Origin of the sequence: Brachyspira pilosicoli (genome assembly GCF_008016535.1) — a bacterium.
GTDB lineage: Bacteria > Spirochaetota > Brachyspiria > Brachyspirales > Brachyspiraceae > Brachyspira > Brachyspira pilosicoli_A.
Genome location: NZ_SAXY01000018.1, coordinates 21,242 through 41,897, shown reverse-complemented (window position 1 = coordinate 41,897; position 20,656 = coordinate 21,242). Strand labels below are relative to the sequence as shown.

General features: G+C 27.7%; 22 protein-coding genes. 12 read left to right on the top strand and 10 right to left on the bottom strand.

Annotated features, from left to right (window positions below; genetic code table 11):
* Positions 1–203 precede the first annotated feature (203 nt).
* From EPJ72_RS02890 to EPJ72_RS02875, 4 genes are read right to left on the bottom strand one after another with little or no spacing between them, the layout of a single operon-like run.
* The gene (locus EPJ72_RS02890; RefSeq protein WP_147730748.1) at positions 204–1,355 is read right to left on the bottom strand and encodes a CapA family protein; all 1,152 of its coding nucleotides are present in this window, start codon (positions 1,353–1,355) and stop codon (positions 204–206) included.
* A complete protein-coding gene (locus EPJ72_RS02885) occupies positions 1,356–2,738 on the bottom strand; it encodes a hemolysin family protein (RefSeq protein ID WP_147730747.1) in 1,383 nt (460 codons plus the stop codon).
* Between the two features lie 15 nt (positions 2,739–2,753).
* A complete protein-coding gene (locus EPJ72_RS02880; RefSeq protein ID WP_147730746.1) occupies positions 2,754–3,416 on the bottom strand; it encodes a peptidoglycan recognition protein family protein in 663 nt (220 codons plus the stop codon).
* A 20-nt stretch (positions 3,417–3,436) separates the two neighbouring features.
* On the bottom strand, positions 3,437–3,937 hold the full coding sequence (locus tag EPJ72_RS02875; protein WP_147730745.1) for a chemotaxis protein CheX: 501 nt from the start codon (positions 3,935–3,937) through the stop codon (positions 3,437–3,439).
* A gap of 314 nt (positions 3,938–4,251) precedes the next feature.
* Here EPJ72_RS02875 and EPJ72_RS02870 point away from each other — a divergent pair, with 314 nt between their 5' ends.
* Entirely contained in the window at positions 4,252–4,656 is a 405-nt protein-coding gene (locus EPJ72_RS02870) for a hypothetical protein (RefSeq protein ID WP_147730744.1), read from the top strand.
* 3 nt (positions 4,657–4,659) lie between these two features.
* Here EPJ72_RS02870 and EPJ72_RS02865 read toward each other — a convergent pair whose 3' ends face one another.
* Together EPJ72_RS02865 and EPJ72_RS02860 are read right to left on the bottom strand one after the other, a co-directional pair.
* A complete protein-coding gene (locus EPJ72_RS02865; protein ID WP_242004893.1) occupies positions 4,660–5,616 on the bottom strand; it encodes a WESB_1763 family membrane protein in 957 nt (318 codons plus the stop codon).
* A 75-nt stretch (positions 5,617–5,691) separates the two neighbouring features.
* Complete coding sequence (locus EPJ72_RS02860) at positions 5,692–6,420, bottom strand: L,D-transpeptidase family protein (RefSeq protein ID WP_147730743.1); 729 nt, start codon at positions 6,418–6,420, stop codon at positions 5,692–5,694.
* Positions 6,421–6,623: 203 nt separating this feature from the next.
* Here EPJ72_RS02860 and EPJ72_RS02855 point away from each other — a divergent pair, with 203 nt between their 5' ends.
* The 11 genes from EPJ72_RS02855 to EPJ72_RS02805 all read left to right on the top strand — a co-directional run bounded on the left by EPJ72_RS02855 (position 6,624) and on the right by EPJ72_RS02805 (position 17,339).
* The gene (locus EPJ72_RS02855) at positions 6,624–8,549 is read left to right on the top strand and encodes a methyl-accepting chemotaxis protein (RefSeq protein ID WP_147730742.1); all 1,926 of its coding nucleotides are present in this window, start codon (positions 6,624–6,626) and stop codon (positions 8,547–8,549) included.
* A 9-nt stretch (positions 8,550–8,558) separates the two neighbouring features.
* Positions 8,559–8,807: an anti-anti-sigma factor gene (locus EPJ72_RS02850; protein WP_147730741.1), complete on the top strand. Its 249-nt coding sequence runs from the start codon at positions 8,559–8,561 to the stop codon at positions 8,805–8,807.
* A gap of 41 nt (positions 8,808–8,848) precedes the next feature.
* A complete protein-coding gene (locus tag EPJ72_RS02845; RefSeq protein WP_147730740.1) occupies positions 8,849–9,217 on the top strand; it encodes a response regulator in 369 nt (122 codons plus the stop codon).
* A gap of 45 nt (positions 9,218–9,262) precedes the next feature.
* Complete coding sequence (locus EPJ72_RS02840; RefSeq protein ID WP_147730739.1) at positions 9,263–11,371, top strand: chemotaxis protein CheA; 2,109 nt, start codon at positions 9,263–9,265, stop codon at positions 11,369–11,371.
* Positions 11,372–11,385: 14 nt separating this feature from the next.
* Positions 11,386–11,919 carry a chemotaxis protein CheW gene (locus tag EPJ72_RS02835; RefSeq protein ID WP_147730738.1) on the top strand — a complete coding sequence of 178 codons (534 nt, stop codon included), beginning with the start codon at positions 11,386–11,388 and terminating at the stop codon, positions 11,917–11,919.
* Positions 11,920–11,929: 10 nt separating this feature from the next.
* A complete protein-coding gene (locus EPJ72_RS02830) occupies positions 11,930–12,775 on the top strand; it encodes a CheR family methyltransferase (RefSeq protein WP_147730737.1) in 846 nt (281 codons plus the stop codon).
* A gap of 17 nt (positions 12,776–12,792) precedes the next feature.
* Positions 12,793–13,386, top strand: coding sequence for a chemotaxis protein CheD (locus tag EPJ72_RS02825; RefSeq protein ID WP_147730736.1), 594 nt, complete (start codon positions 12,793–12,795; stop codon positions 13,384–13,386).
* A gap of 30 nt (positions 13,387–13,416) precedes the next feature.
* Positions 13,417–14,550 carry a protein-glutamate methylesterase/protein-glutamine glutaminase gene (locus EPJ72_RS02820; RefSeq protein ID WP_147730735.1) on the top strand — a complete coding sequence of 378 codons (1,134 nt, stop codon included), beginning with the start codon at positions 13,417–13,419 and terminating at the stop codon, positions 14,548–14,550.
* A 2-nt stretch (positions 14,551–14,552) separates the two neighbouring features.
* Entirely contained in the window at positions 14,553–15,347 is a 795-nt protein-coding gene (locus EPJ72_RS02815; protein ID WP_147730734.1) for a hypothetical protein, read from the top strand.
* 369 nt (positions 15,348–15,716) lie between these two features.
* Positions 15,717–16,742, top strand: coding sequence for a tRNA (adenosine(37)-N6)-threonylcarbamoyltransferase complex transferase subunit TsaD (gene tsaD / locus EPJ72_RS02810; RefSeq protein WP_147730733.1), 1,026 nt, complete (start codon positions 15,717–15,719; stop codon positions 16,740–16,742).
* Positions 16,743–16,760: 18 nt separating this feature from the next.
* The gene (locus tag EPJ72_RS02805) at positions 16,761–17,339 is read left to right on the top strand and encodes a tetratricopeptide repeat protein (RefSeq protein WP_147730732.1); all 579 of its coding nucleotides are present in this window, start codon (positions 16,761–16,763) and stop codon (positions 17,337–17,339) included.
* Here EPJ72_RS02805 and EPJ72_RS02800 read toward each other — a convergent pair.
* The 4 genes from EPJ72_RS02800 to sdaAB all read right to left on the bottom strand — a co-directional run bounded on the left by EPJ72_RS02800 (position 17,336) and on the right by sdaAB (position 20,585).
* The gene (locus EPJ72_RS02800) at positions 17,336–18,028 is read right to left on the bottom strand and encodes an ATP-binding cassette domain-containing protein (protein WP_147730731.1); all 693 of its coding nucleotides are present in this window, start codon (positions 18,026–18,028) and stop codon (positions 17,336–17,338) included. The genes EPJ72_RS02805 and EPJ72_RS02800 overlap by 4 nt on opposite strands.
* Positions 18,018–18,743: an ABC transporter permease gene (locus EPJ72_RS02795; RefSeq protein ID WP_147730750.1), complete on the bottom strand. Its 726-nt coding sequence runs from the start codon at positions 18,741–18,743 to the stop codon at positions 18,018–18,020. Before EPJ72_RS02795 ends, EPJ72_RS02800 begins: the two co-directional genes overlap by 11 nt.
* 258 nt (positions 18,744–19,001) lie before the next feature.
* Positions 19,002–19,883, bottom strand: a complete 882-nt coding sequence (gene sdaAA, locus EPJ72_RS02785; protein ID WP_147730730.1) for an L-serine ammonia-lyase, iron-sulfur-dependent, subunit alpha — start codon at positions 19,881–19,883, stop codon at positions 19,002–19,004.
* A 27-nt stretch (positions 19,884–19,910) separates the two neighbouring features.
* Entirely contained in the window at positions 19,911–20,585 is a 675-nt protein-coding gene (gene sdaAB / locus EPJ72_RS02780) for an L-serine ammonia-lyase, iron-sulfur-dependent subunit beta (RefSeq protein ID WP_147730729.1), read from the bottom strand.
* Positions 20,586–20,656 lie beyond the last annotated feature (71 nt).

The window sequence follows — 20,656 nt, the reverse complement described above, 5'->3', positions numbered from 1 at the left end:
AATTAAAAGAATATACACATTTTTATAACAATCAAAGATTGATTTCTTCGTTATTGTATATTACAATCAAAGAAAGAATCAAAAATATTATAGCAAGTAAAAGTACAATATCTATGGCTCCATGACACTTACAAATTTTTACTATATTCTTAAAATATAAAGTTATAGTGTTACTTTTTACGAAACATATCTAATTATAAAAATCAATTTTGAGCCATTCTATTATTTGCTGTTTTTTTATCTAATACAAAAATATCTTTCACATTTTCGTTTGTAAGCGGTGAGTAGAAGCTATTTATTAATTGATAGCCTGATTTTATAGCATTAGTGTCATAAGCACTATAAACATAATTGCTTGATAATGTAGGCATATTAATGCTTGGATTTTCTTTTATAGGCTTCATTACAAACTCAAATCCATTATCTCTAAAAAATGCATAATATGTTGGAATATAAGAAAAACTAATTTCTCTGTTTTCATCAATTTCTAATGAAAGAATAGTGCCTATATCTAAATACGGATATCTTCCCTTATGGTTAGCAATAAAATTACCCAAAGAATATATTATTATGCCGCTGTTGTTAGTACCGTTATAAACTTCTGCAGGTCTTGGTACATGAGGGTGATGACCTATTATAATATCTACTCCATTTTCTATTAAAGCCCTTGCTGTTTCTATAGTTTTATCTTCTGGAGCAGTTGTATATTCATATCCAAAATGCAAAGAGATTATTTTTATTTCATTGTTTGTTGCAAGAGACATATCGTTTTTTACTTTTTCTACTAAATCATCTTTTTTTGGATAGAAGTTCATAAAATAGAAATGCCCGTCTTTATTTGTTTTATGGCTTAAACCATTATCAAGCATGGTGTAGGCTGATATAAATATTGGTATGCCGTTTATATTTGTTATTATAGGAGAGATATACGGTGAGTTTGTTGAGCCTCCTAATGTGAGTATATTATTTTGATGAAGTATAGATACAGTTTCTGCTTCTGCTTTAGCTCCTTGGTCATATGCATGATTATTTGCTATAGAGAAAGTATTAAAATAATCAAAGAAATATTCTAAATATTCTTTAGAGCCGTTAAACTCTGGATAAGGCATAGGAGGTTTATTAGTATTTACTACAAACTCTAAATTTGCAAATACAATATCCCCTTGAAAATAATCTTTTAAATCTATTAGTATATCATTACCCTTAAAAGCTTCCACAACTTTTGGGTGAGTCATAATATCACCTGTGAAAACTAACTTTGCCTTTTTTATAGGCTCATTATTTTGTTTATTTTCTTTTGATTCGCATGAAAAAAGAAACATTAATATAAATAATATACTAATAATTTTTTTCATTTATTCTTCTTCCTTTTCTGTATTAATTTCTGCATTAACTTCAGTATTATTTATATTATTTACATCGGATATTCTAATTCTATTTATAGGAGTAAATTCCATCTCTATTATTCTTCTGTCTTCAACTTTCATTATCCTTACTCTATAATCATTCAATATAAGCCTTTCATTTACATCAGGTATATGGTCTATTTTATCTAACACATATCCCGCTATAGTTTGATATTCTTCATGTTCTATATTTAAATTCAATACTTCATTTACATCTTCAATTGATGCTGTTCCGTTTACTATAATTCTTTTTCCTTTTAACTTTATTAAATCCTTCTCTTTCTTATCACTTTCATCTTCAATATCTCCCATAATCTCTTCAACAATGTCTTCCATAGTAACAAGTCCAGAAGTACCGCCGTATTCATCTATTGTAATAGCCATCTGCAATTTTCTTTTTTGCATATCTGTAAATAAACTGCTTATAGTCTTTGTTTCAGGTACAAAATATGGAAGCATAATATAATCTATTGCCTTCTTTTTCATCTTGCTTGCTTTGCCATTATTTTTTATATAATCTTTAAATAAAGCCCTAGTGTGAAATATACCTATAATGTGGTCAATAGTTTCTTCATAAACAGGAAATCTTGAAAGACCAGTATCTACTGTTAAATGCATAATTTCATTAATGTCAGTATCAGCCTCTATGCATACCATGTCCACACGAGGAGTCATTATCTCTTCTACTGTCTTGTTTCTAAAGTCCATTACACCAGTAAGCAAATCATGTGTATAGCCTTTTATGATTCCAGCTTTATGTCCTAGATTAATTATTGTTGTAATATCTTCTATACTTGATAATGCACTCTTTTTTTCTTTGTTTCTTAATTTCTTTGGTACAAAATAATTCATTAAAAAAGTAGTGATTTTATCCATTATAAAAGTAATAGGAGTAAATATAAAATAAAAAACTTTCATAAAGTATAGTAGGGAAGGTATAAGTTTTTCTGCATTTACTCTCATTAAAACTTTTGGAAGTATCTCTCCAAATATAATAATAAGAACTGTAATTAAAGTGGTAGATATAGTAACCATTAAACTTCCAGATATATTAGGGATGGCATCGGCTAATCTTATGGCAAATACAGTTATTATTGAACTTGCTGTAATATTAACTATATTGTTTCCTACAAGAAGAGTTGGTATCATAGAATTGCTTTTTCCCCAATACTTTGTGTCATCTTCTTTAATTTTGTTTTCTCTCACAAGACGCATTAATGTTACTTCGTCTATGCTTGTGTATGCTGTTTCGCTTCCAGAAAAAAGTCCTGATAGCATTATTAATATTAATATGCTAAATATTTCAAATAAATAAATAAATATAACTTCCATAATAGTAATAAAAAATTAATGTATCCTTTGTTTTATTTCTTGCATAAAATCATATCCAGGGTCTGTTTTTATTGTGAACCTGTATGTGGGGTCTATCTCTTTAAAAAGATGATAATGCGGTGAATTAGTATCTCTATATTCATAATGCCCTATGATATATTTTATACTTTTATAATGATTTTTTAAATATTTAATTAGTTTAATATTTGAATTAAGCTGCTCTTTTGTAAGTTTTCCAGCAAAACCTATATTTTCTATGCCTATTGCTGTGTAGTTTAACCCTATAGTGTGCCTTGCCATATATTCTAAAGGAGTGCTTGCGTATATTGTACCGTTTGTATCTATTAAAAAATGCGTACCAACATTAACATCTCCGCCTGAATCTATATCTTTTCTTCCTATAAGAAAATCATTTTGAAAAACATTTAGAGCTATTTGTAAATTTTTCGTTTCGGTAGAGTGTACAACTATTATTTGAGGGTTCACCAAATTATAATTTGGTGAACCATAATGTTTTTGGCTATATTCAGACATCAAACTTAATTTTAATGTACTTGGATATATTTTATATATATTGTGTATTTCTATAGTATTATTTTCTTTATTAGAGATAATCTTTTTACTGCTACTACATGATATTATAGTTATAAAAAAGAATAATATAACAATATTTTTCATACAGCAATTATATAATATATTTAAGCGTCCATAGCTATATTAACGCTAACGAAACCAATATTAGATTGAAAAGGTATTATAATAGTTTGTAAGTTTTTTGGGATAATTTGAATTTCTTTTCCATAATAGAGTATAGGAGGAGTAATATCGCAGCTTATACCTTCTTCAGATAATTTAGTAATGGCAAGTCCGCTTATAGTATTACCCATCTCATTTATAACGCTTCTCATCATATCTTCAAATTCATCTTCAGAGTCATAATCACTGCGTTTTTTCTCTGTTAGACTTTCTGTGAGAAGCTGAGAAAAATTTTCAGGGAATTCATATAAAACTTGCCCATTAACATCTCCAACTATTCCTATAGCAACGCCATAACCTGAAAATAATTTACGTCCTTGTCCTTTTACTAAAGTTCCTTTTTCCATAGGAATACCAGCCATTTCTTTAAATATAGAAACCAGAGATACTATGAAAGGATTTATGAATCTAACATCCATGAATTTTATAGGAGTAGTAGCCATATAATTTTCCTCTTAAACATCAAATATTAATCACAATACTTTTAGTATAGCATATATATATCTTTATTTCAATAGTTTTTTTGATTACTAAAACTTTTTAGACATATATATTATAATATACTAAAAAAATACAAATTCTGTAAAAAATAATTTTTTATTATTTGAACTAATTTTATAAGTAAAAGTGTTTTTTTATATAAATTTTCGTTTAAAATATGTTGTTGATTTTTGATTTTATTTTGTTATAATGCTTTTAAAGATTAATCAGAATGAGTCAAAAAAATCAAAGTATAAGTTATAAAGGAAAAATATTAGTGAAAAAAATCATTATTTCAATTATTTTTATTAGCTTAATAGTTTCATGTAAGAGTGTTAATAATAATATAGCTGATAATACTGCAGGAAGTTATAAAGAAATAGAAAATAAAATTACATTAAAAGACAGGGCGGGGTTATATAAATCTAAAAGTCCATATTTTGTTTTGAATATTGATTTAAAAAATAGCGGATATGCGTATGTAACTTTGAAGGGTTGGATGGTCTATAATGGTATGATTAAAGTAGGGGAGCCTAATTCTGAAGATAAAATATTTAAATTACATGTAGATAATATTACTTATATAATATTAGAGTTTAATAATAATAATTTAGATAATGCTAAAGCTTCAATATTCTTAAAAGATGTTTTACAGCAAGCAATGAATCTAGATAAAGCATAATTCTTATTTAGTTTCATTGTTATTAATTAAATTTGAAAGCTCCATTATTGAAAACATTGATATTAGTCTTAAAGAAAAGTTATTCATATCAATTCCAGCCATAATAAGCAAACTAAAAGCTATAAGTTCTGGATAATACTTTTTTAAAAATAATGATGCCGTAAAAGAGCTAAACATAGCTATTAAAAATAAAATTATTATAATCATATATATATATATTGAAAGGTATATTCCTACATTTAGAGCATTGTATAAAGAAATTGTGAAAAATAAAAATCTCTCTCCAAATAAAAATGCTGTTACTGATATAATAATAAGTATTAATAATGCAAAAGCTTTGTTTATGTTTTTTATTATTATCTCATTCATAAATATCATTATATACGCTATCATTAATATTATAAAAGATATTGAAGATACTTTAGATAAATAAACAGATAAATATGAAGAGAAATAATGCAAAAAATCAAAGTCTAACAATTTATTGATTGATATTATTATGTAATTTAGATTAGATGACACTAAGCTTAATAATAGAAAAACATATACTCCTCTTGTTATTTCATATATATCTTTTTTTATTATGATTGGAACTAATATATATATAGTAAGTACTAAAGTAGAAATAAAAAATAGTAATTCTATAATGTTGTATGTATTTATATGTGTTATGTATAATTTTAATGTACCTGTGATGAGAAATATTAACCCAATGATAGAATATGAAATTTGAGAATCAAACATGTAATTATAAAATTTATAAAAAATAAGCAAAAAAAAAGTAATTAAAATAGTATAATTAAGTATATAAGAGAATATATAAAATACAGATTCGCTTCTAATTATAAAAACTCTAAAAAATATAAAATTTAATAATACGGCAATAACAAAATAATTAGCCCAAATACAGTATGTGTTTATAAAAGAAACATCATTTATTTTTTTTGATAAATATATCATTTGTTTATTTTTCCAATATCATTAAATATTTTTTATTATTAATGATAATCTATTATATAAGATTTGTATTGTTTTTCAATATTGATAATTTCCATTTTCATCTGTTTTATATATTATTTCTTTTTTGCTCTCCATAAATACATCATATCCTACTTTTATATTTTTCCAAAAGTTTATTAATTTATTTGATTCTCTTCTGTTTTTAATATTTTCTTCTGTCATTTTGAATGGAAATATATATACAGGAATTTTTGACTGTCCATTATTTTTAGAATATACAGCATACAAGTAAATTTCTTTTATTTTATCATCTGTCATAGGTATGCATCCTATAGTAACATCAGAGCCATGTATAAATATATCGCCTCCTAATTGGTTTCTTTTGCCTTTTATTTTATCAGATTTATTAGGGTAATTAATGCCCAAAGATAAATAATAACTGCTTGCGGGGTTAAACCTATCTATATAATAAAAACCTTCTGGAACTTGCAAATCTCCTTCCATTCTTTTTGGTCCTAATACCCCTGATTTTGATGCTATATTATATTGTGCTATTTTTTTGTAGGTTTTATCAGTATTGTTTTTGGCATATATTTCTAATATAGATTCTTCTTTATATGCTATAATTAATATATTTAGTTTATTTAAAGATATATTGTTGTTTTGTAGATTTTGTTTGATTATTAACTCTTTATCTTCTATTACTTTTCTTACTCTGGGATATTTTTTTTGTTCGTCTAAAAAGTTTGCTGAAAATAATAATGTATTTAATATAAATAATGATGTTATTATATATTTTAGCATTTTTTATCCTTTTTCTATTCTACAGAGAATTAATTATAATTTTTTATTGTCGGTAAAAAACTTCTTTTTAATTATTAAAAGATTAAAAGATTAAAAGATTAAAGTCGATATAAATAGGCAGTATGTAAATTAATAATTTGCTTGCAAAAAGCGATAATAAATGTTATATTTTTAATATATTTTAAAATGAGGATATGATATAAGTGTTAGATAGCACTACAGTTTATGGTAATGTTAATGAGAATATTCTTGATTATTCTGCAATTTTAGAAGCTACTGTAAAAGATATACAAAATTTCTTAACAGAATTCGGAAGAGTTTATAGCTTTATAGGAGAGAAATTTCCACTAATAGAACAAGAAATGAAAAATGAAAATGAGAAATCAATATCTCTTTTAAGCTATTTTACAGAAAAAGATACTGAAAAAAACTTTTCTAGCGACTTCCAAGAAAACCAAGAAGATTTTTTTAAGTCTTTTGATAGAATGCAAACATTAATTAATCAAGATGATGTTTTATCAAATTCTATTATTGAAGATGTTAATATTATTAGTAATGTAATGGATTCTATAGAAGAGATAAGAAAATTAGCAGATCAGATAAAAGTTTATTCACTTAATGCTATTATCATAGCTTCAAAATATGGTTCAGGCGGTAAGGCTTTTGGAGAGATATCAAAAAACATCATAAAAATGTCAGAAACTTCTAACGAACAAGCTGACCAGATGAATAGAATAGGACAGGAATTATTTGTACAGTTTGATAAGTTTAAAGATGAGATATTAAAAACTAATGAGATGCAAAGAAGAAGCTTTAATATAATGAGAGAGCAATTAGATAAAGAGCATAATAATATGGTTAATTCTTTTGCTACTTTTTCTAATATGATTTCTGATATAGTATCAAGAGTAGATAATAGCTATGATTATATATTTGAAGTGATGATGATACTTCCGCAAGAAGATATTATTAGGCAGCAAACAGAACATATAATAGAGTCTATAAAACATATTGTAGAAGAGAATAGAAAGTTTATAGATGTTTATGGAAAGGAAGTAGTTGCTATAAATAATGCGGCAGAATTGGAAAACAATGAGTCTTTGGAACATAAATTGTTGGATTTGCTTACTTTTGATGATGTGGTTTTGAGTTTAATAATAGAAAATTTTAAATCAATACATAAAGAGATTTTAGATAATAATGCTCGCATAAATGATAGTTTAAAAGGACTTAAAGAAAGTTTGCTTGATATATCATCAGATAGAAACACAATAGTTGAATACATGATAGGAGTCCAATCAGGCAAATCAGAGTTTCCTTTTAGTGTATCAGATTCTATATTTAATGAATATTTAGGTTTTATTAAACTTTATTTAGATAATTTTAAATTGTTTTTAAGCAATAAGCATAGAATATCAGATAATAATGCAGGTATAATAGATTCTATAGAAGGACTTGAAAATATGTTTTTAGAGACAAAAAATATTGCTAAGGCATTTAACTCTATTAACTTTTTAGCTAAAATAGAATTAGAGAAGAATAGTAATATATTCAGCGATTCTCAAACATTTTCTATGGTTAGTGTAGAATCTATAGCTACAAATATTACAGATACTGTAGATGTTTGTTTAGAGAAATTTGAAAATATAAAGACTACAATATTTAATGCTATCAATAAGTTTAAATTTAATATTAATCAGCAATCTATAGAAAATTTATATATAGAATCTATGATGGGTAATATTTATAAACGTTTGGAAGAGTCTAAAACTATTATAGAAGATAATATTAAAGGTTTAGATATGCATGCTAAAGAGTTGTTTAATTTAATAGAAAAGACCTTAATAGACTTAAGCTCTTTAACCACTCTTTTAACAAAGATTAATGAGATAATGGAAGTATTTAATAAGATGCGTGATATTATCAGAAACAAGAAAAATGAATATTATAAGACTTTAAATATAGAGAATTGGAAGATAGAAAGTGATAAATATATTGAAATAGTAAATTATTATACTATAAAGAAAGAGCGAACTATAGCGAACAGTATTTTATCTGGAGATGAGGTATTAAATGTCGATATTAACATAGAAGAGGGTTCGGATAGTGGAGATTTTACATTATTTTAGGAGGTATTTATGTCTGTCATAGAAATAGACGAAAATCTTAATATAAGAACTATGAGCAAATATTTTAAGAATGTTATAAAGGCAGCTAATTATAATGAGGATACAACAATAAAATTTCCTGAGGATAGTCATTTAGATTTAGCTGGCTTACAAATACTTTATTCTATAAAAAAAGAACTTGATAAAAATCAAAAAAAACTTATAGTAGAAGGGTTAGATAATTCTTTTATAGAATATTTGAATATGGTAAATAATTAATTAATATATAAATTAAAAGAAAAAAATAAGAGGTTAAATGTATGGCTAAAACAATACTAATAGTAGACGATTCAAATACTGCTAGGGCATCTGTTGAGTATACTTTGAAGAAGGGGAGTTATGAGGTAATTTCTGCTGATGATGGCACTACTGGATTAGAAGCTGTAAATAAGGCTGCAAATATTGATATGATAATTACAGATTTGAATATGCCTAAAATGGATGGTATAGAGTTTATTAAGAATGTTAGAAAGTTTGATAAGTATAAATATACTCCTATACTTATGCTTACAACAGAATCTCAAGATGATAAGAAGATGGAAGGTAAGGCAGCAGGAGCTAGCGGTTGGTTAGTAAAACCTTTCAATCCTACACAGCTTTTAGATGTTGTTAAACGTTTTTTAAATTAATGTTTAATGTTTGTGTAGTAGTATGTAATAATTTAGAGGTTATATATGTTTGATAGTGATGAATTTATTTCGATATTTTTGAGTGAGGCTAATGAGATAGTTGAGGGACTAGAAAATGATTTAGTTTTACTTGAAGATAATAAAAGTGATGAAGACCTTTTAAATAAAATATTTAGAAGTGCCCATACTTTAAAATCTTCTGCTGGTACTGTTGGGTTTACTACAATGAGTGAGTTAAACCACGTTGCAGAAAACTTATTAGAAAAGGTAAGAAGCGGTAAATTGGATGTTACACCGCAAATGATTACAGTTCTATTAGAGTTCTTGGACACTGTAAAACTGATGCTTCAAAATATAGTAGATGGTGTTGGAGAAGCAGATGGTGTTACAAATATAGAAAGCTTAAAAGCTAAAATAAAAGCTATAGCTGAAGGTAATGATATAAGCACTGTATCTGTAGAAAAAAAGGAAGAAGCACCTAAAGCAGAAGAAAAACCTAAAGAAGAGAGTAAGGCATCTTCTTCAAACAATATGTTTCATATTGAAATGATATTTAAACCTAGTATTTTTGATAATGGTATAGACCCTCTTATGTTTTTAAATGACCTTAAGGCTATAGGTACTATTAGTAATTTAAAAATAGATATTAGTAATTTGCCTGCTATATCAGATTTAGAAGATCCTTATGCTTGTTACACTCAATTTTCATTAGATGTTGAAACTTCTTCTACTATAGAGCAAGTTCAAAATATATTTTTATTTGTTATAGATGATAATGATATTAATATTACTGAGAAAGTAGAAGAGAAAGAAGAGGAAGTTAAGCCTGCTGAAGAAAAGGCAGAAGAAAAAGTTGAAGAGAAGTCCGAAGAAAAACATGAAGAAGAAGAGAAAAAAGAAGAAGTTCATGATGATAAAGCTAAAGAAAATAAAGCAGCTGCTAAACCTGCTGGAACTAAAGTACAAGCTCCTTCTACTGTAAGGGTTGATATAAGAAAATTAGACAGCTTAATGAACTTGATTGGAGAGCTTGTTATAGCACAATCAAGAATAATGCAGCTAACACAAAACTTAGACATAGATAATGGCTTAAAAGAAGCAGTTAGTTCTATGGACAGAACCTCAAGACAAATACAAGAAGAGGTTATGAACATAAGGATGATGCCTATAGGCCCTATATTCACACAATTCCATAGGTATGTTAGAGACCTTAACTTAGAATTAAACAAAGAAGTAAAATTAGTTCTTAAAGGTGAAACTACAGAGATAGATAAAAATATGTTAGAGCAATTATCTGACCCTCTTAAACATATTATTAGAAACTCTATGGACCATGGTATAGAAAAAACTAAAGAAGAGAGAATTGCAAGAGGAAAGCCTGAATATGGCACTATTACAATGTCAGCAGCTCACCAAGAAGGGCATGTTGTTATAGAGGTGTCTGATGATGGTAATGGTTTAAATAAAGAAAAGATATTTAATAAAGCTGTTGAGAAAGGCTTATTATCAAAAGACGGAAATTACTCTGATGCTGAAATATATAGAACAATATTTAGCCCAGGTTTATCAACAGCAGAAAAAGTTACTGACATATCTGGAAGGGGTGTTGGTATGGACGTTGTTAGGGCTAATGTTGAAAAGATGAAAGGAAAGATTGAGATAAAGAGTGCTGAGGGAGTTGGAAGCACATTTATTATTAAACTTCCTTTAACTTTGGCTATTATCGAAGGTATTACTTTTGCTATAGGCGAGCAGATTTATGTAATGCCTTTAATATCTATCATAGAGCAGATAAAAATTAAAAGCGACCAAGTTAAGCCTTTTGAGGGTAAAGGTGAGATGATAAAAATCAGAGATGAATATTTACCTCTCATAAGACTTCACAAGGTATTTGAGATAGACACTCAGGTTAATGAGATAGATGATGGTATTGTTGTAGTTGTTGAGGCAGGATATAGAAAATGTGCTATATTTGTAGATGAGCTACTCGATCAGCAGCAGGTTGTTATTAAGTCTTTGGATTCTGCTTTCAGCAAGCATGCAGGAATTGCTGGAGGTACTATACTTGGAGATGGTAGAATAGCTCTCATTATAGATATACAGGGACTTGTTAATATATCTTTACAAAATAAAGTTAATAATGGCGTTAAATAATAAAGGATTTTAATATGTTGGATAATCAAAAAATTAATGCTAGTGAAATAGCACAGATTGGCGGTGTGGGTATAGGTGCAGAAGAGAATGCTTCCGCAGAGCCAAGTCAGCAATTTCTTGTTTTTAAGATAGACAACGAAGAATATGCTCTTGATGTGCTAAGTATAGAGGGTATAGTTGGGGTTACTACCATTACTCCTGTGCCTGGAAGTCCTAAATATATGAGAGGGCTTATTAATTTGAGAGGTAATATTCTGCATATAGTTGATATAAGAATGCGTTTTGGGCTTGAAAGAAGAGATGACCGTTCTATAGAAAATGATGTTATTATAGTAATATCTACTTCTAACAGAAGATTTGGCATACTTGCCGATATGGTTTCTGATGTTATTACTGTTTATGAAAGTCAGATGACAGCTACCCCTATTGCTAATGTTAGCGGTTTGCAGATATCTAATGTTATTAGACTTGAAAATAAGATTATTATGGTTCTTCCTATAGAGGATATAGTAAAATCTAATGATGATATAAATAAGACCATAGTTTGAGGTTTTTTATATGAGTGAATTGAATCTTGCACCTTTAACAGACAGTGAGTTTAATGAATTAGTGAGAATTATTTATGATAAAACTCGTATACAAATGTCTGAACATAAAAGAGCTTTAGTTACTTCTAGAATAACTAAAAGAATTAGGGCTTTAAATATGTCTTCTTTTAGAGAATATATAGAATATTTGAAAGGTGCTCCTGATGAAGAGGTTACCAATTTTATCAATGCTGTTACTACAAATAAAACCGATTTCTTTAGAGAAAATAAACATTTTGAATATATGAAAACTACTTTTCTTCCAAATTGGGAAAAAAGCTATAAAGAAGGAAAGGTTAATAATTTAAGAATATGGTCTGCTGCTTGTTCTACAGGTGAGGAGCCTTATACTATTGCTATAACGCTTCATGATTATTTTGGAGAGAGATTCAAAAATTATGATATAAAAATTTTAGCAAGTGATATAGATACGAATGTACTTGCTCATGCTTATGCAGGTATATATAAAGAAGAAACAGTAGAAACTATTCAAACTAGTACTTTAAAAAAATATTTTCTTAAAGGCACTGGAAATAATGCAGGACTTTATAAAGTAAAAAATATTTTGCAAAAATGTATATCGTTTAGACAGCTCAATTTTAAAGATGAAGATTTTGATATACATACTAAGTTTGATTTAATATTTTGCAGAAATGTAATAATTTATTTTGATAAAGAGTTTCAAAAAGAATTATTTAATAAATTTTATAGATATATGAAAGATGATAGTTATGTGTTTATAGGGCATTCTGAAACTTTATTTGGAATTTCAGATTTATTTAAATATATTTCTAGCAATATCTATAAAAAGATTTAATTACGGGGTTTTTATATATGTTAGATTTTCCATCTGCTGCTAACAGCAATTTTAAAAGAATCACTATATATATAGGCGGTTATTATGCCTCTAGACAGCCTGCGGTAATAAAAACAGTTTTAGGAAGTTGTATTTCGGTTTGTTTATTTGAGAATAATTTGAAGTTCGGTGGGATGAATCACTTTATGCTCCCAGAGATGAAAGAATGGGAGAATCCGGAAGATGATTATAATTATACTAGGTATGGGCTTTATGCTATGGAGGTGCTAATAAACGAAATAATTAAACTTGGAGGTAAAAAGGCTAATCTTACTGCTAAGATATTTGGAGGAGGGCATGTTTTAACAGGTATGACTAGTAATGTACTTCAAGTGCCAGATAAAAATATTAAATTCGCTAGAAAATTTTTAGCTGATGAAAATATTCCTATTATTAGTGAGGATGTTGGGGGTTCTTGGCCTAGAAAAGTATTTTTTTTCAATACAGAAAATAGAGTGCTTATGAAAAAGATTGAAGGTAAAACTAAAGAGTTCTCTGCTGAACAAGAAATTAAGTATTCTAAAAACTTGCAACAAAAAATTGAAGAGAAATCTGATATTACATTATTTTAATATAAGGAAAACATTAAAGGAAAATATTATATGGCTAATAAAATTAAAGTTTTATCAATTGATGATAGTGCATTAATAAGGCAGCTGCTTACAAAAATTGTTAATTCTGATCCTGATTTGGAGATGGCTGCTACTGCTGCTAACCCTATACTTGCAGAGGCTAAATTAAAAACTATAAAACCTGATATTATTACTTTGGATATAGAAATGCCTGAAATGGACGGTATTACTTATCTTAAAAAACTTATGATTAATAATCCTATTCCTGTAATAATGTTTAGTTCTTTGCTTGATAAACACAGAGAGTTAGCATTAGATGCTTTAAATATTGGTGCTTTTGATTATGTTATTAAGCCTTCTGCTAATGTAAGAGGCGGTGTTGAGGAATTAGCTACAGATTTAGTTGAAAAAATAAAAAATGCTTACAACAACAGAGCTAAGTTTTATAAAAAACATGGTGTTGCTATGCCTACAGAAACTGCCAGCAATATTACTCATACTAGAGTTGCTGTAGAAGCTCCTAAAACCTCTGGGTTTAAAGTTTATCCAAAAAATAATGCTGATATTATACTTCCGCTTGTACCTTCTAGAGAAGTTGCAATGGACAAAATTATACTTATAGGCTCTTCCACTGGCGGTACTGAGGCTTTGATAGAATGCTTAAAAAATGTTACTCCTTCTGCTCCTCCTATAGTAATAGCTCAGCATATGCCTGAACATTTTACTACTTCTTTTGCCAGAAGATTAAATACTGTGTTAAAAATAGAAGTTTTTGAGTCTGAAGATGGTATGAGTATAGGACGCGGACAGGCAGTACTTGCAAGGGGCGGAAAGCATACTATGATAAAAGTTAAAAATGGAAAGTATTATATTGAAGTTGTAGATGGTGAACCTGTTACTAGACATAAACCTTCTGTAGATGTACTTTTTAGAAGCGGTGCTGTATATGCTAAAAATAAGGCTATAGGTATCATACTTACTGGAATGGGTGATGATGGGGCTAATGGTATGAAAGAAATGAAAGATGCCGGTGCTTATAATATTGCTCAAAATGAAGAAACTTGTACTGTTTTTGGTATGCCAAGAGAGGCTATTGCCAGAGGCGGTGTAGATGAGATACTTCCGCTTGATAGAATATTAGCTGCTGCTCTTAAAAAAGCATAAAAATTATGAATGATATATATGATTATATAAATAAATTAGTTGGAAATACTACTATTTATCCAAGATATAAAATTGATAAAGCTTTAGATTTTGTGGCTAACATTATAAATAATGGTAATGTTTCTATAGTTGCTACTGGGGCTAAAAGAAATAATACCAATGTTAGTTATATGGAGTATCTTAATTTATTTTTAATTGATGATAATAAAAATAATGCTAAAGATACTAGAAATTTTAAAAAAGATATTTCAAAGATATTAGAAAAAGAAAATATAGAATATAATGATATATTAGATTCCATTATTATTGATTATGATAAAGAAAAGATTATATTAAGACCAAGTTTCAAAATTGAAGAAGAGAACAACAAGATAGAAGCAGCTTTAATTACTTCTTCTAATGGCGAAAATAATATATATTATCCTAAATTAGACAATAAGAATTTTGATAAAAAAGAATATGAATGTAAAGACAATTTTATCAATTTAATTAGAATATTTAAATACATATTTCAAAGTTTCAATGGTGAGATAAAAGGGTTAAATGAGTTTAATTATGAAATCATTGAAGCTTTAATATGGAATGTACCTAATGAATATTTTAAGTTTAAAAACTATGATGAAGCAATATTAAATATTTTATCTTATTTATACGACAAAATTGCATCTGAAAATTATATTGAACTTTCTGAGATTAATGACATTAAAGTTTTATTTTCAACTAAAAATAATATTAACAGAAAAAATGTATTAGTGGCATTATATAAACTAAGAAAATATATAGAAGAGAATATGTAAGAGTTTTTTTAATATTACTTGTTTTGTAAAAATTCAATATTTTTAGCATATACTTAGTATTTTTTAGCTAAAAACATAGATATTATTTTATATATTTATAATGCATATAAAGTTAAAACACTTGCCCTTTTTGGTTCTTTGACGAAGTCCACAGAGTGTAGCTGCGGAAAAAAGAACAATAAAATTTTTAGTTTTTTATTTGTGGGGACTAGCCTCCGCAGTTCTTTTACGACCGTAGGAAGTGCCTTCGATATTGGTATAAAAGAACCTAATATCCTTCGGATACGCTTCGCGAAGAACTGCATTTGAGTAAATCTAGATTTTTATGTATAATTATTAAATCAATATACATTTTGGAGAAAACAAAAAATGAAAATATTAGGTATAGATACTTCCTGTGATGATACTTCCGTTGCCATAGTGGAAAATGGAAACAATGTTTTATCATCAGTATTAAGTTCTTCTATAGATGCTCATAAAGAGTTTCAAGGTGTAGTTCCAGAGATAGCAGCAAGAAAGCATTTGGAGGCTATACTTTATGTTATAGATAAGGCATTAAAAGATACTAATACAATATTAGATGATATAGATTTGTTTGCTGTTACAAACCGTCCCGGACTTTTAGGTTCGCTCCTTGTGGGAGTTGGAAGTGCTAAGGCTTTGGCTTTTTCTCTTAACAAACCATTATTGGCATTAGACCATATAGCAGCTCACATTTATTCACCTCATCTTACAAACAATATAGAGTTTCCATATATAGCGTTAGTTGTTTCAGGCGGGCATACTATTATTACAGAGGTTCATGATTATGGCGAGTATAAAGTTGTAGGCACTACTTTAGATGATGCGGTGGGTGAGGCTTATGATAAGGTTTCAAAATTTTTAAATCTTGGTTATCCGGGAGGCCCTATTATAGACAAGCTTGCAAGAGAAGGAGACAAAGAAGCTATAAAATATCCTATAGTGCTTCTTAATGGTGTTGATGAGTTTAATTTTTCTTATAGCGGACTTAAAACAGCTTGTGTATATTCTACACAAAAATATTTACAAAAAGGTTATGAGCCTACAAATGAAAATATAGCAGCTGCTTTTCAAATAAGTGCGATAGAGCCTTTATATATAAAAACGCTTAAATATGTTGAAAAAAGCGGCATAAAGAGAGTTACATTATCTGGGGGGGTGGCATGCAATAGTTATTTGCGTGAAAGATTTGGAAACTCTAAAGACTTTGAATGTTATCTTCCTGCTTTAAAATATACTACAGACAATGCTGCTATGGTTGCTGGGCTTGCATACTATATGAAAGATAAAGAAGAGTTTGCTGATTATGCTTTGGACTGCTCTTCTAGGGTTTTGAATAAAAAGTATAATAAAAATAAAAGTATAAAAAAATAATATATTTAGGAAATAAAAATGAACAGCAAGGAAAATCAATATTTCTACAGTGCTTTAAATAATATAAATAAAAAAGAATATGATAAGGCTATAGAGGATTTATTAAAGGTTATAGAATTAGATGAAAATAATTTAGATGCTTATTATAATTTGGCTGCAGTTTATTATGATATGAAAGATTATGATAACGCTATAAAAACTTATAATAAATCTATAGAAATATATCCATATGATTTTGATATTTATTATAGTAAGGCTCAAATATATTTAGATAAAAATGAAATAGAAAAAGCTATAGAAGATTTGGAAAAAGCGATATCTCTAAATAAGGCTTATTCTGATGCTTATTATTTACTTGCTGTTTGCTATAGACGGCAAAAGAAATATAAAACAGCACTTAAATATTTAAAAGAAACTTTGAAATATAATAGTGAAGATTATATTGCTTATTATGATGTTTATAGGATATATAGTATTTTTATAAAGCATGAAAAAGATAATGAGAAAAAAGAAAAATATGAAAAGCTCTCTCAAAAATATTTAAAAAAATCTGCTGATTTAGGCTATGAAAAAGCTTTGGAAATATTAAAAGATTAATTGTTTATAAGAATATCTATTAACTTTGACTGCATATCTATATTATTGTTTAAATCATTGCTTTCTAATTTTGTTTGAAATATCAATTCTGTAGAATTATTATTTTTTGAGAGAATATATATATAATCTCCAAGGATTAAAGCTTCTGATATATCATGCGTAACATAGATAATAGTTTTGTTTGTTTTTTTTTGTATATTTTTAATTATATCTAACAATTCTTTTTTTCTTTTAATATCCTGACCTTGTAATGGTTCGTCCATTAGTAAAAAGTTTGAATTATAAGCTAATGCTCTTGCTAATGATAATCTCTGCTTCATACCTCCGCTAAGCTCATTTGGTTTACTATTTATATTATCAATTAGATTAGTTATAGTTAATGCTTCTTTTATAGTTTTATCTCTTGTATCTTTAATTTTATCTTTTAAGATATAATTAATATTTTCGTATGCGTTTAAATGATTTAATAATCTTGGCTCTTGATACACAAAAGAGGGGCTTTCAATTTGTTTAGCGATTATATTAAGAAGAGAAGTTTTTCCGCATCCTGATGAGCCTAATATAATATTTATTTTATTTATGTGTAAACTAATAGAGAAATCTTTAAATATTATGTTGTTATTGTATGAGAGATTTACATTGTTTATTTGAAAAATATTGTCAATTATTTTTTTATCATTACAAATCATTTTGAAGCCTCATTATAATTTCAAATATAATATTAAATATAATTGCAATCAAACAATATGCAAACAAACTAACAGTGTTTAAATATAAATGCGATTCATATAGTTTTGTACCTAGTCCTAATGTTGGCAGAGTTATAATTTCTGAAGCTAATACACTTTTCCAAGTCATGCCCATTGATTGCGATATTGAAGTGAGTATATAGGGTTTTATTGAGGGAATATACAAACTTATTAATTGATTTTTAAAAGATACATTATAAGAGTTTGACATTTCTATGAGATTTTTATCAATGTTTATAATGCCGTTTACTACAGCATCATATATTATAGGAAATATTACAAATAGAGATACAAATATCGGCACTAAATTATTATTAAACCATAATACTGCTATTAAAATAAGAGGTATAGTTGGAATTGTTCTAATAAAGTTTATAATGGGCATTAAAATATATCTAATGCTTTTAAATATACCGGCAATTATTCCTAATGTTATTGCAAGCAAAAATGAAAGCGCAAAAGTAACTATTACTCTCATGAATGTATATAACAAATTAGAGTAAAAATCTTTTTGTGATATTATATTTATTAAATCTAAAAAAATCTTATCTATACTTGGAAAAATAATTTCAGAATTAATTTTTAGAGAAACAAAACTCCATATAGCTATGAATAATATGATGCCTATAAAAAAATATATAATCTTTTTTTTTATTGTTTTTTTCATTGTGTTAAACGTGTTGAATCATTATTTAATTTTTTAATGATACTAGAAAAAAATAAATTGTCAAATTGTATTGATTATATTTTTGCGTAGAGTTTATTTATATTTGTTCTATAAAGTGTTTTTTATATTTGTTTAAGTAAACATCATAAACTCTTGTTTTGTTATCGTCTAAATTTAATTGATGGAGTATAAAAGTTAAAAATAAAAGGGCATACAAAATATTGCAAGCCCTTATAATATATAAAATTATTTATTAATTTTTCCTAAAAGTTTTTCAGCAATAGCACGTCCTGTAGGAGTGTTGGCAAGTCCGCCCTGAGAAGTTTCTTTAAATCTTTCATCCATACCATCTCCAACTTCTTTCATAGCCATAACAACCTCATCAGCAGGAATAACACTCTTAAATCCCGCACAAGCCATCTCCGCACAAACAATAGCATGAACAGCCCCCAAAACATTTTTACTCATACAAGGCACCTCAACAAATCCGGCAATAGGGTCGCAAACAAGCCCAAGTATAGCAGATAATGATAAAGCAAAAGCATTTGCACACTGTTCAGGAGTTCCTCCCATAATTTCCGCACAAGCACAAGCAACCATAGCAGAAGCACTTCCGCATTCAGCCTGACAGCCTCCGCCAGCACCAGCAAACGTAGCAAGCTGAGCAATAATATCGGCAAGCCCCGCAGCTGTAAACATAGAATGTACTATATCTTCTCTTTTATATCCTCTATTTTCGCATACAGTAAGCACAGCAGGCATTATTCCGCAGCTTCCTGCTGTTGGGGCTGCTATAATTTTACCCATACAAGCATTATAACCGCTAACTGCCATAGCAGCTGTTACTACTTCGCCTATAGTCTCTCCTAATATGCTTTTTTTGTTCTTATAAAATTTTTCTACTATATCAACACAGTCCTCTTGAAGTCCTGTTACAAAATTAAATTTATCTTTTTTGCCGTTGATTACAGATTCTCTCATAATATCATAATAACTAGACATCTGTTCTATTATTTTATTTCTATCAACTTTTTGACTCTTAGCTTCTATATCTATAACTATATCACTAATTTTTTTATTTTGTTCTGTAGCCGTAGCAACTAATGATTCAATAGATTTTATATCCATAATTTATTTTCCTTTTTTAATATATTATTAATATAATTTATCTAAAAATACAAAATCTCTTATATTTTCTATTTTTCTAATTTTATCTTCTATTTCTTTTGATATAACATCTGTCATACCAATAACTATAATAGCATATCCTTTATTAGCTCCTTCAAATTGAGGAGTAACATTCATATTTTCTATATTAATTCCTTTTTCAAAAATAATAGAAGTAACTTTAGCAATGATTCCCGGCACATCTTTATTAACTATAGCTATAGTAGGGAAGTCTCCTTTGTAATGTATTTCTATACCATTTACTTTATCTAATACAATTAGCCCTCCTCCAATAGATGAAGCTAAAATATTTGCCTCATTATTTTCGCCTTTCACTTCTATATAAACACTATTAGGGTGAAATGCTTCTCTTAAAGTTGTAGGTATAAACTCATATTTAAGATTATTTTCCTCAGCTAGTTTGTAACTATCTCTAATTTGAGTATCATAAGTTTCATATCCTAAAAGACCAGCTAAGATAGCTTTATCAGTACCATGACCTTTCCAAGTGAGAGCAAAAGAGCCATGCAAGTAAATTTTAGCTTCTTTTACATCCTCTCCCAAAATCTTTTTAGCTAGTTTACCTATACGGCAAGCACCTGCCGTGTGAGAACTAGAAGGTCCTATCATTACAGGTCCTATTATATCAAATAAAGTTGCCATAATAAAATTAGCCTCCATTTTTATATATATAATTTAACATATTCAATCCATTTTAGATATATATTTTGTCA